14 protein-coding genes are annotated in these 16,948 nt (G+C 64.4%); 2 read left to right on the forward strand and 12 right to left on the reverse strand.

Annotated features, from left to right (window positions below; all coding sequences use genetic code 11):
* The first annotated feature begins 214 nt into the window (after positions 1-214).
* Positions 215-505, forward strand: coding sequence for a hypothetical protein (locus CIC07_RS20310; RefSeq protein WP_076353454.1), 291 nt, complete (start codon positions 215-217; stop codon positions 503-505).
* Entirely contained in the window at positions 502-3,630 is a 3,129-nt protein-coding gene (locus tag CIC07_RS20315) for a carbohydrate binding domain-containing protein (RefSeq protein ID WP_076353452.1), read from the forward strand. The genes CIC07_RS20310 and CIC07_RS20315 overlap by 4 nt, the downstream gene beginning before the upstream one ends.
* Positions 3,631-3,834: 204 nt before the next feature.
* On the opposite strand, the gene CIC07_RS20320 is transcribed toward CIC07_RS20315, so the two are convergent.
* The 12 genes from CIC07_RS20320 to CIC07_RS20375 form a co-directional block, all read right to left on the reverse strand.
* Positions 3,835-4,383 (reverse strand): chromate transporter, encoded by a 549-nt coding sequence (locus CIC07_RS20320; protein WP_076353450.1) that lies wholly within the window; start codon positions 4,381-4,383, stop codon positions 3,835-3,837.
* Positions 4,384-4,419: 36 nt separating this feature from the next.
* Positions 4,420-6,015 carry a gamma-glutamyltransferase gene (gene ggt, locus CIC07_RS20325; RefSeq protein WP_076353448.1) on the reverse strand — a complete coding sequence of 532 codons (1,596 nt, stop codon included), beginning with the start codon at positions 6,013-6,015 and terminating at the stop codon, positions 4,420-4,422.
* Complete coding sequence (locus CIC07_RS20330; RefSeq protein WP_076353447.1) at positions 6,012-7,352, reverse strand: pyridoxal-phosphate-dependent aminotransferase family protein; 1,341 nt, start codon at positions 7,350-7,352, stop codon at positions 6,012-6,014. The genes ggt and CIC07_RS20330 overlap by 4 nt, the downstream gene beginning before the upstream one ends.
* Positions 7,349-8,797 carry a Zn-dependent hydrolase gene (locus CIC07_RS20335; protein WP_157741951.1) on the reverse strand — a complete coding sequence of 483 codons (1,449 nt, stop codon included), beginning with the start codon at positions 8,795-8,797 and terminating at the stop codon, positions 7,349-7,351. Before CIC07_RS20335 ends, CIC07_RS20330 begins: the two co-directional genes overlap by 4 nt.
* Before the next feature lie 23 nt (positions 8,798-8,820).
* Positions 8,821-10,221, reverse strand: coding sequence for an allantoinase AllB (gene allB / locus CIC07_RS20340; RefSeq protein WP_076353445.1), 1,401 nt, complete (start codon positions 10,219-10,221; stop codon positions 8,821-8,823).
* A gap of 33 nt (positions 10,222-10,254) precedes the next feature.
* Entirely contained in the window at positions 10,255-10,641 is a 387-nt protein-coding gene (uraH, locus tag CIC07_RS20345) for a hydroxyisourate hydrolase (RefSeq protein ID WP_076353443.1), read from the reverse strand.
* 64 nt (positions 10,642-10,705) lie between these two features.
* Positions 10,706-11,212, reverse strand: coding sequence for a 2-oxo-4-hydroxy-4-carboxy-5-ureidoimidazoline decarboxylase (gene uraD, locus CIC07_RS20350; protein WP_234992851.1), 507 nt, complete (start codon positions 11,210-11,212; stop codon positions 10,706-10,708).
* Positions 11,209-11,691: a nucleoside deaminase gene (locus tag CIC07_RS20355; RefSeq protein WP_076353441.1), complete on the reverse strand. Its 483-nt coding sequence runs from the start codon at positions 11,689-11,691 to the stop codon at positions 11,209-11,211. The genes uraD and CIC07_RS20355 overlap by 4 nt, the downstream gene beginning before the upstream one ends.
* Before the next feature lie 60 nt (positions 11,692-11,751).
* Positions 11,752-12,396, reverse strand: coding sequence for a (2Fe-2S)-binding protein (locus CIC07_RS20360; RefSeq protein WP_442953330.1), 645 nt, complete (start codon positions 12,394-12,396; stop codon positions 11,752-11,754).
* Entirely contained in the window at positions 12,386-14,701 is a 2,316-nt protein-coding gene (gene pucD, locus CIC07_RS20365) for a xanthine dehydrogenase subunit D (RefSeq protein WP_076353439.1), read from the reverse strand. The genes CIC07_RS20360 and pucD overlap by 11 nt, the downstream gene beginning before the upstream one ends.
* Positions 14,702-15,011: 310 nt before the next feature.
* Positions 15,012-15,917, reverse strand: a complete 906-nt coding sequence (locus tag CIC07_RS20370; RefSeq protein ID WP_076353437.1) for an FAD binding domain-containing protein — start codon at positions 15,915-15,917, stop codon at positions 15,012-15,014.
* Positions 15,918-16,006: 89 nt separating this feature from the next.
* Positions 16,007-16,936, reverse strand: a complete 930-nt coding sequence (locus tag CIC07_RS20375; RefSeq protein WP_076353435.1) for an ABC transporter permease — start codon at positions 16,934-16,936, stop codon at positions 16,007-16,009.
* Between the last annotated feature and the right edge of the window lie 12 nt (positions 16,937-16,948).

Genomic DNA, 16,948 nt, shown 5'->3' on the forward strand with positions numbered 1-16,948 from the left:
GCTTTCGTTCTCCCGGCGGGCCGCATCTTCCCGGCGATCCGAAGCTGATTTGTCCAGAAGGAATGAATCCCCTCCTGTTTTGGCAGCGCCTGGGCCTTCCTTGTCGAACGCCTCTCTTTTCATGAGAATAGAGACCTACGCTTCCCCGGTTCTCCCCTTCTTCCAGACTTAATTCTATCTGCCCCAAGAACCATTAACGCCATAAGAACGAGAAATGAGAAGTGACAAAGAGATTGAGCGTCTAAAAATCGGTTTCGCAAAGGAAAATCAGGTAAAAAAGAGAAATTCAGCCTTTTTCTATTTTTACAAGAAGAAAGGCAGCGAATATGATCTTGGTAGCGCTTGCACACTTCATCGCCCGCTTCTTGAAAGCGTAATCAACAGAGAGAGACTGCCTGTTATGCAAACGTTTGTATTCCCGAAAGGAGAGAGGATTGTTTCGCATCGGTTTCGCCAAAATCAAGCTTTTTCATTTTCGTTCCAAAAAGGAGAGATGTTTAAATGACCCGATCGCTTTGGTCCTCGCTGCTGGCTCTTGCCCTGCTGTGCGGACTCGTCTTCAGCCCCGGCTCTTTCCCCGCGCCGGCTGCGGCGGCGGATGCCCAGCCGGCAGCTTCGACCGCCGAAATCTTTTATTACCTGCCTTCCGGCTGGAGCAAAGCCAACCTGCACCATAACGCCGGCGGCGCTTGGACCGCGGTTCCGGGAACCGCCATGGAAGCCGGCTGCACGAACTGGGTGCGGCAGACAGTCACTTTATCCGCCAGCGCTTTCGAGTTCGTCTTCAACAACAATGCCGGCATCTGGGACAACAACAACGGAAGCAATTACAAGGCGGGAGCAGGCGTCCACCAAGTGAAGAACGGCCAGCTGCTGACCGGCGCCGGAAGTCCATGCGCAGCGCCGACAACCACTCCAAGTCCGACATCGTCGGCGACTCCTTCCCCGACGGCGTCGTCGACTCCTTCCACGACGCCGTCGTCGACTCCTTCCACGACACCGTCGCCAAGCCCTACCGCAACGCCGTCGCCAAGCCCTACCGCGACGCCGTCCCCTTCTCCTGGCAAAACAGCCGTCGTCTACTACAAGGCCGCGTCTGCATGGACGGCCGTCAACATCCACTATGCCGTCGGCGGCGGGAGCTGGACAGCGGTTCCGGGCACCCCGATGGCTCTGTCCTGCGATGGATGGTGGAAAAAGGAAATCGACCTCGGAACGTCCGCTTCCATGAAAGCCGCCTTCAACAACGGCTCCGGGACATGGGACAACAACAACGGCGGCGACTACGCCGTCGGCGCCGGGACGACGACGATCAAGGACCGCGTGTTGACCGCAGGCGCGCCGGTTCCCTGCACGCCCGCTCCTCCCGACACGACCGCGCCTTCCGTGCCGCAGTCCGTCACGGCCGCCGCTTCCGGACTGTCGATCCGCATCGCCTGGAGCGCTTCTACGGACAATGCCGGCGGCACCGGCGTCGGCGGCTACGAGCTCGTCCGTAGTGGTGGAACGTCCGGCCCCAAAACGTTTGTCGTGACGGGCACAAGCTTCTCGGACAGCTCCCTGGAAGCCAAAACGGCTTACAGCTATACCGTGAAGGCCTTCGACCTAGCCTCTCCCCCCAACAAATCCGCCGCCAGCGCTCCCGCGTCGGCCACGACCGGCGATGCGCCCCCTCCGGCTCCGGGCGGAACTCCGATCGGAACCGACATGAGAGAGGATTCCATTTATTTCGTCATGACGGCCCGCTTCTACGACGGCGATTCCTCCAACAACATGGGCGGCCAGCTCAACGTGTCCAGCGGCAACGCGGCTGGCAACGATCCGATGTTCAGAGGCGATTTCAAAGGCCTCATGGACAAGCTGGACTATATCAAGGCGCTCGGCTTTTCGGCCATCTGGATTACTCCCGTCGTGCTCAACCGCTCGGATTACGACTTCCACGGCTATCACGGCTACGATTTCTACCGCGTCGATCCTCGTCTCGAGTCTCCCGGCGCTTCCTACCAGGAGCTGATCAATGCCGCCCACAACAAAGGCATCAAGATCATTCAGGATGTTGTCTACAACCATTCCAGCCGCTGGGGAGCAAAGGGCCTGTTCACTCCGACCGTGTTCGGCGTAAGAGACTCGCAGTGGAGCTGGTACTACGACGAGAAGGTGCCGGGCAAGGAATACAACGGGCTCGCGCCGGAAGGCGTATCCGCCAAAGCCTACAACGGCGATATGTGGTCCACGGCCGAGCCGGTCGGCAACAAATGCCTGAACTGGGGCACCCCGACCTCCTATAAAAGCAAGGAAGGATATACGATCTACAACTGCCAATGGCCGAGTCCGACCTCCGGCATGTTCCCGGCCGAATACTACCACCAATGCTGGATCGGCAACTGGGAGGGAGAAGATTCCCGCAGCTGCTGGCTGCATGAGGATCTGGCCGACTTCAACACCGAGAGCAAGCCCGTGCAGGACTATCTCATCGGCGCCTACAACAAATTCATCGACATGGGCGTCGACGGGTTCCGCATCGATACGGCCGTCCATGTGCCCCGGGTAACCTGGAACCGCCGCTTTCTGCCCGCCGCCCTGGAGCATTCGCAGCAGCAATTCGGCGACAAGGGCAAAAACTTCTATATGGCCGGCGAAGTCGGCGCCTTCGTCAATGACAAATGGAACCGAGGCTCGGTCAACCACTCGGCACAGTTCTACACCTGGAAGGAGCGCAAAACGTACAGCGCGGACGACGCGGCCGCATCCATCGAGCAGTACAACTACGAGGAGCAGCTGGGAACCGGCAATCAACCGACGTCCTCCAACGCGTTTCTGAACGGAAATGCCTATCATGCTCCGGACCACAGCCAGTTCTCCGGCATGAACATCATCGACATGCGCATGCACATGAACTTCTCCGAAGCGCAGAACGCCTTCAACAATGGCAAGGAATCCGACGATTCGACCAACGACGCCACCTACAATATGGTCTATGTGGACAGCCACGACTTCGGTCCGAACAAGTCCAGCACCGCCTATGCCGGCGGCACGGATGCTTGGGCGGAGAACATGAGCCTGATGTGGACGTTCCGCGGCATCCCGACCCTCTATATGGGCTCCGAGATCGAGTTCCAGGCCGGCAAGCAGATCGATTGCGGCCCGACCTGTCCGCTGTCGACGACCCGCAGAGCCTACTTCGGCGACAAGCTGGAGGGCTCGGTCAGCGCCTCCTCATTCGGCAAGGCCGATTCGGCGACCGGAACGGTCGCGCAGACGCTGAGCTATCCGCTCGTCAAGCATATCCAGCGGCTGAACCAGATCCGGCGCGCCATCCCCGCCCTTCAGAAAGGGCAGTATTCCACGGAGGGAGTCAGCGGCTCCATGGCCTACAAGCGGCGGTATACGGACGCGGCATCCGGAATCGACAGCTTCGCCCTCGTCACGGTCAGCGGCTCCGCTACCTTCACCGGAATCCCGAACGGAACCTACAAGGATGCGATAACGGGACAGTCGCTCGCCGTATCCAACGGGACGTTGACGGCCTCCGTCTCCGGCAAAGGCAACCTCCGCGTGTTCGTGCTCGACCTGCCGGGCAATCCGGCTCCGGGTAAGATCGGCGACAACGGCCCTTATCTCAAACCGTGATGCACACGGCATGTGTCGAGCACGCTCAGCCATCCCGATGGAGCGTCTGCTCGCGAAGCAGATCCGGCAACGGAGCTCCCGATCCCGAATTCAGGCCGATCCGAGCGTGACGTTGACATTCCGGAGCTGACGGCTCGTCTCTACAGGAAAAGGCGGGGCAAGGCAGAAATTCTGCCTTGCCCCGCCTTTTTTTCTGACGAGCGCCTATCCCCGCAGGAACAGCGCGCCTACCGCCAGCGACAGCAGGATGCCCCATACGGCATTCAGCTTCAGATATTGAACCATGATGAAAAAGACGGCCGCGATCATAAACGGCAGGAAGCTGACGATCCCGTTCGCCGGCTTGAAGGCGAATTTGGAGAAATCATAGGCCAGCATCGCCATCATGACGAAGATGACGGGCTGGATGCCCTTGATCATTCCTTTGATGACGGGATTGTCGCTCAGCTTGATCATGATGCCGGAGAGCGCGACCATGACAAGCGCCGTCGGCAGCACGACCGCGACGAGGGCGACGGCGCTGCCCGCCACTCCGCCGACCTTGTAGCCGATGTAACCGGCAAGCTTGGTCGCGATTGGCCCCGGCAGCGCGTTGCCGAACGCCAGCGCCTTGCCGAATTCCTCCGAGCTCATCCAGCCGTAGCGGTTGACGACCTGATCCTGGTAGATCGGGATGATGGACGGCCCGCCGCCGTAGCCGAGCAGCGTGGCGACGCCGAAGGAGTAGAACAAATTCCATAACGTAGCGATCATAAGACGAACTTCCTTTCCAAATTGAACCCGACCGGCCTACCAGCCGATGGCCAGGCCGTCCCCTCTTGGATCGGCCGCGCCGGTCAGCAGCCCCTCGCCGCTGATGACGATGCCCTGCGACTGGCCGGTGACGCCGTCCCAGGCTCCGACGAGCTCGACCGCGTGGCCCCACTGCTCCAGCGTCCGGGCGGTCTGCTCCAGGCCGCGGTTCTCCAGCTTGAGCGAGTCGCTGCCCGAGCCCCAGGTCCGGCCGTAGATCCAGCGCGGCAGCGCGAGCGCTTCCTGGATGCTGCAGCCGTAGTCGAGCAGGCCGGTGATGACCGACAGCTGCGTCTGCGGCTGGCCTTCGCCGCCCTGCGTTCCGACGAGGGCGTACGGCTTGCCGTCCCGCGTGATCATGGCCGGCATCAGCGTATGGAACGAGCGCTTGCCGGGCGCGAGCACATTGGGACGCGCCGGATCGAGCGAGAAGAACGAACCCCGGTTCTGCATGAGTACGCCGGTCTCCTCGGGCATGTAGGCCGCCCCAAAATCATAATACAAGCTTTGGATAAAAGATACCGCGTTTCCTTCCCCGTCCACGACTGCCGCATACGCGGTGTCCTGGCCCATCGCCGGAGACAGATGGGGAGCCGGAGCGGGGAAGCTCCGGTCGATTTCCTCATACAAATGCCTGGCGTAGGATTTGGACAGCAGCCGCTCCAGCGGGATATGCGCGAAGTCGGGATCCGTCAAATAGCGGTCGCGGTCGCGGAACGTCTTTTTGACCGTCTCGGCCATCAGATGGTAGAACTCTGCGGATTCCCTCGGCACGGCCGACAGATCTGTATTCTCCAGCACGTTGAGCATCATGAGCGCCGAGAACCCCTGCGAGTTCGGCGGCATCTGATGAACGTCATAACCCCGGTAGCTGACGGAGATCGGCTTCACCCATTCGCCTCGGTGGGAGGCGAAGTCCCCTTCCGTCAGCAGGCCGCCGTCGCGCCGCATGCCCTCCGCGATCCTCTGCATGACGGAGCCGGAATAAAAGGCGTCCCGGCCGCCGGCCTGCAGCTCCCGCAGCGTGCGGGCAAGCTCCGTCTGGATCAGCCGGTCGCCGATGCCGAGCAGAATGCCATGAGGGAGGTAGATCTCCGCGAGCGGAGCGCAGGCCGCAAGCTCCTTCCTGTTGACCAGCATCCAGCGATGCAGGTTCGGAGAGACCGGGAAGCCCTTCTCTGCATACTGGACGGCGGGCTCCAGCAGCTCTTCCCACGGAAGGCGTCCGCTGCGCCGCCATACCTCCCACCAGGCGTCGACCATGCCCGGCACCGTGATGGAGCTGCGCACCCCTCGCGGGGGAATGGCGCTCTCCCCGGCATCGAGATAAACGCCGGGATGCAGCCCGCTGCCGGCGCGGCCGCTGCCGTTGTATCCCATCAGCCCGCCGCTCGCCGCATCGTGGAGCATGAAAAAACTGTCTCCCCCGACACCGGTCATATGGGGATACACGACTCCAAGCGACGCGCTGATCGCTACCGCCGCATCGGCGGCGCTGCCTCCGCGCCGGATCATGTCGCGTCCGATCTCGCTCGCGATGTAATGCGGAGCCGCCACCATGCCCTGGTAGCCCATCGGCATGACCGGCTTCATGACGCCGCCTCCTCGTAAGCCCGCAGCGCCGCCTGCACGGCCGCTCCTGCAGGCAGGTCCGCCCCGTGGCGCAGCAGCGCCGCCTCCAGCGCGCCGAGCAGCAGCAGAACGTTGCGCTTGCTGCTGCTGTAGCCCATCGTGCCGATCCGCCAGATCCTGCCCTTGAGCGGACCGAAGGAGCTCGCGATCTCGATGCCGAACTGCTCCAGCAGCATGGACCGCACCGATTCGCCGTCGATGCCGTCCGGTATCTCGATGCAGGCGACGACCGCCAGCTTGCAGGCCGGATCTCCGTAGAAGCGGTGGCCCATGGCGCCAAGGCCTGCCATGAGCGCTCCTTCATGGAGGCGGTGGCGGGCGAAGCGGGCTTCCAGCCCTTCCTCCAGCACGAGGCGCAAGCCTTCCCGGAGCGCGTACAGCATGGAGGTCATCTCGGTATGGTGGTTGAGCCGCGCCGGACTCCAGTAATCCTGCAGCTGGCTGAGATCGAGGTAGTTGCTGGGGATGACGCTCCGCCCTCCCTCCGCTTCGGCAGGCGGCAGCGGCAAGGCGCGCCTTGCCGTGGCGTAGCTTGCGCTTGGTGCGGACGCCGCGGACGCGGATGGCGCAGATGCCGCTGACGAGGATGGCGCGCAGGAAGCCGGCGCTTGCAGGCCGCGCTCCACCCTCTTGCGCGCGAGCAGCTTGCGCTCGGCGCGGTCGTTATAGGTGACCGGCGCCAAGCCCGACGGCACGGAGAGGCATTTCTGCGTCCCTCCGACGACGGCATCGAGGCACCAGGCATCGGTCTCGACCGGCACGCCGCCGAGCGTGGCGACGGCGTCCACGGCGATCAGAATGTCCCGTTCCCGGCAGGCGCGGCCGATCTCGGCAAGCGGCTGCACGCGGCCCGTCGACGTTTCTCCGTGCACGATCAGCACGACCTGCGGCCTGCATTCCTCGATGGCTGCGATCACTTCATCGGATTCAAAGACAGTGCCCCATTCTTTCTCTATCGTATAGACCTCCGCCCCGAGCCTCTGGGCGATTTCCTGCAGCAAATAGCCGAACCGTCCGAAAATCGGGACGAGCACCCGGTCTCCCGGCTCAATCAGCGCGGCCAGCACCGCCTCGATGCCGGATCTGGACGTGCCGTCCACCGGATAAGCCCAGCGGTTCGTCGTGCGGAACAGCTCCCGCAGCATCTCCATCGTCTCGTTCATGAGGCCCGTGAACTCCGGATCGAACTGGCCGAGGATGCCGTGGCTCATCGCCCGCAGCACGCGGGGATCGACCTCCACCGGTCCAGGCGTCATGATGATTCTCGGAGACGGGGAAAGGTCGGCATATCGTTTCATGGCAATCTCTCCTCATAAGCAAGCTCGTATAATACGTCCATCAACACGGCCATCCCCCGCTTCAGCGCCTCGGGCTCCGTATATTCCAGCGGGGAATGGCTGATGCCGCCGCGGCTCGGCACGAACAGCATCGCGGCCGGACAGATGCCCTGCAGCAGCTGTGCGTCATGCCCGGCTCCGCTCGCCATCCGGCGGCTGCCGAGGCCGAGGCCGGCAGCCGAAGCTTCCAGCATGGCCGCAAGGCCGGGATGCATGCGAGCCGGAGCCGCATCCATCCACAGCGTCGATTCCAGCTTCAAGCCGCGGCGGTCCGCAATAGCGCCGAAGGTGCGGAGCAGCCCGCTGCAAAAGGCGTCCAGTCCGGCCGCATCGTCATGCCGCACATCCAGCGTGAAGACCGCCTCGCCCGGCACGACGTTGACCGTACCGGGCTGCACCTCTATGCGCCCGCAGGTCGCGACGAGCGGGTCGCCATGCGCCCGCGCCGCCTTCTCGGCGGCGAGCAGCATTTCCGCCGCTCCCGCCAGCGCGTCGCGCCGCAGCCCCATCGGCGTCGTCCCGGCGTGATTCGCCTCGCCGGCCAGCGTCATCGCGTAGCGCCGCTGGCCGACGATCGCCTCCACGACGCCGACATCGCCGCCGGTCCGCTCCAGCACGATGCCTTGCTCGATATGAAGCTCGACAAAGGCGTCCAGGTCATGACGCCGCGGATCCGGCTGGCTCACCCGGCCGAAGCCGGCGCCAAGCATCGCCTCCTCCAGCGTCACGCCATCCGCGTCGCGGTATCCGCCCGCATCGGCGGGAGCGTACCGTCCGGTCAGATTGCCGGATCCCCAGTACGACAACGGAAACCGGCTGCCTTCCTCCTCGCACAGAGAGACGACCTCCAGCGTCCGGCGCGGCGGTCCGTAGAGCCGGTTGAGCGCATCCAGCGCGGCGATGCCTGCGGCGACGCCGTAAGCGCCGTCGTAACGGCCGCCCCGGCGGACCGTGTCCACATGGGAGCCGGTCAGGATCGTCCGGCCGCCATCCCTTCCGGGCAGCCGCCCGTACAGGCTGCCGGTCCGGTCCCAGCGCGTCTCCAGGCCGAGGCCGGATAACCGCGCCTCCAGATGGCGCTGGGCCTCCAGCCAAGCTCCATCGTAGAGCAGCCTCGTCACGCCGGGCTGGGCTTCCGCGTTGCTGGACCTTATTCTCGAATCGCCGAGCTGAACTCCCGTTAGGCTCGGCTGCTCTCCCCGGGCTTCCGCGTTGCTGGGCCTATCGCCGGAATCAGCCTCCGCAGCAGCCGTTGGAGCGTGAGCTTCCGCGCCGGCCGCCATCATTTCCATCCTGGGCGGTTCCGCCTCGGCCTCTTCAGCTCCGAACCGGGCCAGCTCCTCCAGAATATCCATCATGCAGGCTGCAGCCCCATCCGCGGCGGCAGCCTCTCTATGCCTGGCCATGAGCCGGCCTCCTTTCCCATCCATCAAGCCTTGCCGGCATAGCTGCCGAGGCCGGCGCGCACTCTCATCCCGCCTCCCGGCAGGACGCCGCTTTCCAGGGAATAGGCGAGCTCGCCCCGCAGCAGCGTCCCGGCCACTCTGCAGCCGAATTCCACGCCCTCGTACGGGCTGTGGGGATGCAGGTACTGCAGATGCCTCTTTTCGAGCGTATAGCGATGCTCCATGTCCACCAGCGCAAGATCGGCGTCGAGTCCGGGAACGATGCCGCCCTTGGCCGCGAAGCCGAAGCGCGCTGCCGGCGCCTGCGACAGCACCCTCGCCACCAGTCCGGCAGGCAGCCTCCTTTTCCCCACGCCTTCATGGAGCAGCAGCTCCATCGTGCTCTGGGCGCCGGAGATGCCTCCCCAGCCGTCGAAGAAGCTCAGCCCCGGAGCTTCCTTCAGCTCGAAGGGGGAGGGGGAATGATCCGAGGCGACGAGATCGATCTTGCCCGCGGCAAGCTGCTCCCACAGACGGTCCCTGCTCTCGGCTCCGCGCAGCGGGGGAGCGCATTTGGCGACAGCTCCAAGCCTCGCCATATCCTCCACGGTCAGCATCAGATAGTGCGGACAAGTCTCCACCGTGACGTCCATCCCGCTCGACTTGGCGCTGTGGATCAGCTCGACGGAATCGGGATGGCTGATGTGCACGAAATGGAGGCGGCATCCGGTCCTGCCGGCGTAGAAGAGCGCCCGGTTGACCGCCTCGAGCTCCGCGATCGGCGGCCGCGACGCCGCAAAATCGAGCGCGCCCGTACGTCCTGCGCGCCGCATGGCATCTCCAAGAGCCGTCGTCATGCTGTCGTTCTCCGCATGAAGCGCCAGCACCCCGCCGAAGGAGGCGATCCGGCGCATCCCTTCATACAAGGTCCAGTCGTCGGCTTCGACGAAGCGGCCCTCCCCTTCGCCGCCCGGCTTGGAGACGAACGCCTTGAAGCCGACGACGCCCGCCTCGGCCATCGGCTCGAGCTCCTGCAGCTTGCCGGGCACAAGCCCTCCCCAGAAGGCGTAATCGACCGCCGACCTGCCCGCGGCCGCCTCCGCCTTCAGCGCCAGAGCCGCGGTGTCCACCGTCGCGGGCAAGCCGTTCAGCGGCATGTCGGCATACGCGGTGAAGCCGCCGGCGGTCAGCGCGGCGGAGCCGGTCGGAAACCCTTCCCAGTGGCCCATGTTCGGCTCGTTGAAATGGACATGGACGTCGATGCCGCCGGGCATGACCAGCAAGCCCCCGGCGTCGATGATTTCCGCTCCGGCCGGCTCCAGCCCGGTTCCGACTGCCGCGATCCTGCCGCCGCAGATGCCGATGTCCGCCTGCTGAGGCTCGTCATGGCCGGGCAGCACGACAAGGCCGCCGCGCACGATCTTTTGGAATCCGCGTTCTCCCATTCCATCCGCCTCTTTTCGTTTGATGGTATAGCGTCAGCTTCCTCTATAGCTGCTGTATCCGCCTGGAGCGACGAGCAGCGGAACATGGTAGTTCCCGCCCGAAGCCGTCACGGTGAAGCGGATCGGAATCTGCTCCAGAAACCGCTCCCCGGCCGCTCCAGTCCCTTCTTCCAAACCTTGCGCCGACCGCTCCAGGGACCGGAAGTAATCGCCTGCGAAAAACAGCAGCTCGTAAATGCCCGGCGTCAACGCTTCGCCCTCGAGCAGAGGCTGATCCAGCCTTCCGTCCACGTTCGTGGCGTTTTCCCGAATGATGCCTTTGCCGCCGGCGCCCTCCAGCCTCGCAAGCTGCAGCTTCATGCCTGCGGCCGGGCCGCCATGGGCCATGTCCAGCACATGGGTCGTCAATTTGCCTTCCATTCAAGCTCCTCCTCGATCGCCCTTGTTTCGTCGCGGCTGCTCCCCCTCTCGCGGCGGACTGCCGTCATTCCGAGATCAGATCAGCGAGCCGGAAGCCGGTTATGCGCGCGATTTCCCGCAGCGCCTGGTCGAGCTCCTCTCCGCGCTCCCTGCCCGCGCGCTCGGCCAGCGAGGAGAGGATGTCGTCCTTGCTCTTGCCCCGCACGGCCAAAATGAACGGAAAGTCGAAGCGGCCCATATAGTCCCGGTTCAGCGAGTTGAACCGCTCGTATTCCTCCGCGCTCAGGCTGTCCAGCCCCGCTCCCTTCTGCTCCGATACGGACAGATCGCTCATCGCCAGCTTCGCGCCGAGATCGGGATGGCAGCGCAGCAGCGCCAGCACCTTCCCTTCCGGCGCGCTCCGGGCGGCATTCACCATGGCCGCATGCAGCTCCTCCGCGGATTCGAACGGCCGCAGCGGCTCCACTGCCCCGGCTACCCAGGGAGAATGCTCGAAGATGCCGCCAAGAGCTTCCACGAAGGCTGCGGCAGGCAATCCGTTCAGCTGTTCCAGCGTCCATTCCGCGCTCACGACCAGTATCCCTCGTGGACGGCGACGACCGCTGCCTCGATTTCGGCGAACGGGCCGATGACCGTCACCGGCTTGCTTCCGGCCGCGAACACTTCCCGGCACGGCAGATCGAGCGTCGGATTCTGCTCGTCGTCGCCGGTCATTTCCAGCAGCCGCTTCTCGCTGATGCCGTAGACGACCGTTCCGAGATTGCCCCAATAGATCGATCCCGCGCACATGGCGCAGGGCTCGACCGTCGTGTACATGACGCAGTCCCACAGGAACTTCCTGTCATAGACGGCGGAGGCCCGCTCCATCAGCGTCGTTTCCGCATGGCCGGTGCAATTGCTCTCCGTAATCTCGATGTTGCCTTGCTCCAGCAGCACACGGCCCTCCTTATCGACCAGAATCGCACCGAACGGCGTGTTGCCCGCCGCCCTCGCCCGCTTCGACACCTCGACTGCGCGCTGCAAATAAAGCAGATGGTCTCTTGGCTCCATTCCTTTTCATCTCCTGACTTCTCTATCGTTATAGGGCCGGTCCGCCCTTCCGGCTTCGGCCTATTCGGCGGGCGGCATCTCCGCCATTCCTTCCGAGGCTCTGCACACCGCACGGAATATGCTTCCGTACCCCGTGCAGCGGCAAATATTGCCTGCCAGCGCCTCCTCCGTCTCCAACCGGCTCGGGCAGCGATTATGCTCCAGCAGCGAAGAAACGGAGATGACCATTCCCGGCGTGCAGTAGCCGCATTGAAAGCCTCCTTCTTGAAGAAAAGCCGCCTTGACCCGGCCGGCCCGCTCTCCCTGCAGCCCCTCGATCGTCACCAGATCCGCGCCGCTGCATTGGTAGGCCGACAGCAGGCAGCTGTTGACCGGCTCTCCGTCCAGCAGCACCATGCAGGCTCCGCATCGTCCGATCTCGCAGGAGCGCTTGGTTCCCGTTAGGCCCAGCTCCTCCCGGAGAACCGCAAGCATGCGGCGGGCGGGCCATGTCCCGATCGTCCGCTCTTCGCCGTTGAGGCGGAACTTCAGCTCGAACGTCGGCTCCCCGCTGTCTCCCTCCTTCGCGGGCTTCGACATGGAGAGGACTTGCGGCCCGCTCTCTTCCGCTGTCCGTTCATCCTGGATTGAAGCCGCTGCCGAATGCCTTTTGATTTCCAGCTTCGCCTCGCCCTCGGGATATCTCGGGCTGTTGTTATCGAGCATCCGCTTCGCCTCCTTCCGCTTCCGCTTGCAGCTCTCCCTGGAAAGACCGCTGGAGCAGCTCCGGCTGCACCGGAAGCTTCCTCGCTCTGATGCCGGTCGCTTGCCGGATCGCAGCCGCGATGGCGGGAGCGAGCGCGACCGAGCCGATTTCCCCGACTCCGCGGGGACCGTAGGCGTCGTCCTCGGGCAGCTCCTCGATGGCCTCCACCGTCAACCGCCCGCTGTCCGCCGCCGTCGGCACGAGATACGTATCGAGATTGCGGGTCAGGTAACGCCCCTCTTCCATGACGGCATCCTCGCTCAGCGCGAAGCCTAGCGCCATGGAGGCTCCTCCTTCGATCTGCCCGAGATAGCCTTGCGGATTGGCGACGGGACCGGCGGCTACGGCATGGTACTGGTCGGTCACCTTGACCCGGCCGGTCAGCAGGTCCACCTCCACCCGCGCCGCCACTGCGGCGTACGTGTAGAGGAAGTGGGCTCCGACATGCTTTTTCGTCGTGACGGGATAATGGAACGTCGTCTCGCAGCGCAGCGTCCGGCCCGAAGCTCGGAGGCGCTGCGACAGCTCCCGGTAAGAGAGGACCAGCCCGCCCTGCCGATCGCAGACTCCTCCCTCGCCGGTCTCCAGCTCCTCGGACCGAAGGCCCGAAGCGTCGGATGCCTCTTCCTTGAGGCGCCGCGTCAGCTCCGGATGAAGCCTGCGCAGCGCCATCCACATCATGCTCGTCGCGCGTGAGGCCGTGCTGGAGCCGCTGTTCGGAACCTTGTCGGTGTCTCCGATGACGATGCGCACGTCTGCGGCCCCGAACCCGAACTGCTCGATCAGCATCCCCTGCAGCGTGGCGATCAGTCCTTGGCCGAATTCCTCGTAGCCGAAAACCGCCTCGATCACGCCATCCTCAGCAAGCTGCAGAATGCCTCCCGCCGGATCGGGAATGCCGTAGCCGAGACCGGCTCCATGCATCGTGATCGCGGCTCCGATGCCGGTCCGGATCCACGGCTTTTTGCGTGGGCTTGAATCTTTCCGCTCCAGCGTCTGCCGGCGCTGCCTCCAAAGCGGGCTGCGCTCCAACGCTTCCCACACCTGCCGCGCTCCCTCCGTCTGCGCGATCGGCTGCCCGAGCGGTCCGGGATCCCCCGTGCGGCGCATGTTGAGGCGCCTGAACTCCCATGGATCCATTCCATGCAGCTCCGCCAGCTCATCCATCTGCCCCTCCAGGGCGAAGATCGCCTGATTGCCGCCAAAGCCGCGGAATTCCCCGGATACGCCGTTGTTCGTATAAACCGCCGAGCCCTCCACATCGAGGTTCGGATGAAGATAAGGTCCGATCACATGCTCGGTTGAGAAATTGAGCACCTCGGCCCCCAGCGTGGCGTAAGCCCCCGTATCGGATAAAATGCGGGCCCGGTGGGCCAGCAGCCTGCCGTCCTTTCCGATGCCCGTCTTCATGGAGATGATCATCGGATGGCGCTTCAGCCCGGCCCGGACGGACTCCATGCGGGAATTGTGCAGGCGCACGGGCCGGCCTGTCGCCAGCGCGAGCAGGCAGCCGTACGGCTGGACGTTCAGCTCGTCCTTGCCTCCGAAGGAGCCGCCGATCGGGCTGGATACGACGCGGATCCGCTCCTCCTCCCAATTCAGGATGCGAGCCAGCTGCATCCGGTCCATAAGGCCGTGCTGAGTCGCCGAATACACGGTCAGCCTGCCATCCTTCTCCGGAATGAAGAGGCCGCCCTCGGTTTCCATGTAGGTATGCATCTGGCGGGGAGTGGAATAGACATTCTCGACGATATGATGGCATCCGGCAAAAGCCGCCTCCGCATCGCCCGTCCTGTATTCCGTCCGATGCAGCAGATTGCCGTCCTCATGCAGGCGCGGGGCGTCCTCCTCGAGAGACTGCGCAGGATCGCTCAGCACCGGCAGCGGCTCGTAGTCGACCTCTATGAGGGCGAGCGCGGCTTCCGCCAGCTCGTCGCTGTCCGCGGCGACTGCCGCCAATGCGTCCCCGATATACCGGACCCGGTCCTCGCAGAACACGGGCTGATGGGGAAAAGCGATGCCGAACCGGTTCAGGCCCGGCACGTCCTTATGGGTAAGCACCGCATGCACGCCGGGCAATGCCAGCGCCTTGCCGATGAAGATCGACTTGATCGCCGCATGGGGATGGGCGCTTCGAAGAACGCGTCCGCACAGCGCGTCCGGAAGCTGCATGTCGGTCAAATACGTCAGCCTTCCGTTCACCTTGTCCGGACCGTCCGGCCGGGTCCGCCAGCGCTCTCCGCTGGACTCACGGTCAAGAATCATCGCGTCCCTCTCCTTCTTAAAACGAATGGCTAGACTATGGAGCGGGAGCTGGAACTCCGAAAACGGATGGCTAGACTGTCGAGCGGAGCTGGAACTCTGAAAACGGATGGCTCCTCCGATCGCTGTTGAAGACGGATTTCATGATTTTCCACCCCTGATAAGGGGAAATCCGTCTTCAAAGGCGAACGCTGCCGCTTCTCCAGAGCACATCCGTTCTTCTCCGTATCCCTTCTCCAGCAGTTGCGGCTGCAGGCTCTCCGTACGGGCGGCAGCTTCGTCCGCCGTTCACACCTACGGCTGAAGCCGGAAGTCAGCTTCCGCTCCAGGCCTCCCACACGGCTGCCGCAGCAAGATTGGCCGCCGTCCGCCGCCGGTAATCGGCATCCGCGAAGACGTCGCCGGCAGGCAGGAACTCGGCCAGCGCCGCAGCATGCGCGGCAGCGGCGGCTTCGGCCGCGCCAGCGCCGCCGGCAATGGCGCCGAGAGCGGCCCGCTCCGCAAGGCGAAGCCGCTGCGGGATGCAGGAGCCGCCGCCGGCGGCAAGCCGCAGCGCGGGCTGTCCGCCCTGCTCCGGTTGCATCGTTCCCGTCGCGGCGAAGCTGACGAGCGACGGAGTGAACGACTCGCGGCGCCCGACCTTGCGCCAGCAATGCCAGACGCCCGCAGCCTGCGGCTCCGCCCGGCTCTGCCGAAGCCGGATTCCGGCCAGCAGCCGCCGTTCCGGCTCCGCCGAGGAGCGGCGCTCATCGAGCCATTCATCCAGCGGCTGATCGGCCAGCCCGGCTCCGTCATACCAGAGGAGTCCGGCTTCCAGCGCCAGCAGCGCCGGAAGCGAGTCCCCGATCGCCGAGGCGGCATTGCCGCCCAGCGTGCCGAGGCTGCGGATGCCCGGGCCCCCGATCGTGCCGACAGCCTCATGCAGCAGCGGCCAGCGCTCGCGGATGGGCACAGAACGCTTTACGGCCGCAAGCGTAGCCTGCGAGCCGACAAGGATTCCTTCGGAATCGGCCGCGATGTCCGCAAGCCCGGGTATTCCTCTCAAGTCCAGCAAATACGGCGGGAGCGGCGCTCCGTTTTCCCACTGCGTCCGCAGCAGGGAGCCTCCGGACACCGGCACGGACGCCGCTCCCCGGCCGGCCCGGAGCAGCCAGGCTTCCTGCAGCGACTTCGGCTTCAGAAGCGCCGGCTGCATGCCGGGCATGGATTGAACCGCCATGTCTTTTCCTCCTTCCGGCACGGAATGAACGCCGTGCCCCATGCATGCCTTTCGCGGCCGAACCCCCGGCCCCTCAGTCCTGGATATCCTTACAGGCGCTGCTCCCGAATGTACGGGCTGCCCAGCGCTTCGGGCGAGCCGGACGGCTTGCCGCGGTTGCGCCAGCCTAGATACATGAGCACGAGAATCGTGACGACGTACGGAATCATTTTCAGGAAATACGACGGAATTGCGGTGCCCTCCAGCTGGATGCGGAAGCCGAGCGAGTCCAGCGCCCCGAAGAAGTAGGCGCACAGCAAGGCGCGCAGCGGATTCCAGCGGGCGAAGATGATGAGCGCCACGGCGATCCAGCCTCTGCCTGCCGTCATGCCTTCGTTCCAGACCGGCGAATAGACGAGCAGCAGATCCGCTCCGGCCAGCCCGATCAGGACGGCTCCCGCCGTGACGTACAGGTAGCGGGACAGCTGGACGCGGATGCCCATGACGTCCGCAGTCGCCGGATTGTCGCCCATCGCCCGCAAATGCAGTCCCCAGGAGGTTCGGTGGATGAGCAGATGCAAGAGGACGGCAAGCGCGAAGCTTGCCCAGGTGAACACATCCAGATGCGCGAACAAGTCGCCTAGCACCGGCACGCCGTCCAGGAAAGCCAGATTCACCTTCGGCACCGGAGCCGGCATCGGCTGGCCGCTGACCGGCTTGCCGAGGTAAGCGCTGAGGCCGGTGCCGAACAGCGTCATTGCGAGGCCCGTGACGATATGGTTGGCCCGCAGCGACACCGTCATGAAGGCATGGATCAGGCCAAGCGCCGCCGAGACGCCGGCTGCCGCCAGCAGCGCCAGGCCAAGGCTCCCCGTCCGCAAGTAGAGCATGCAGGCGGTTACGGCGCCCATCAGCATGATGCCCTCAGTGCCGAGCTGGATGATGCCGGCGCGTTCGTTCAGAATTCCGCCCAGAGTCGCGATCAACAGCGGTGTGCCGGAAGCGATGGCGGCTGCAAGCAGCATGATGAGAAAATCCATAGGTCGATAGCC

This window comes from Paenibacillus sp. RUD330, assembly GCF_002243345.2.
GTDB lineage: Bacteria > Bacillota > Bacilli > Paenibacillales > Paenibacillaceae > Paenibacillus_O.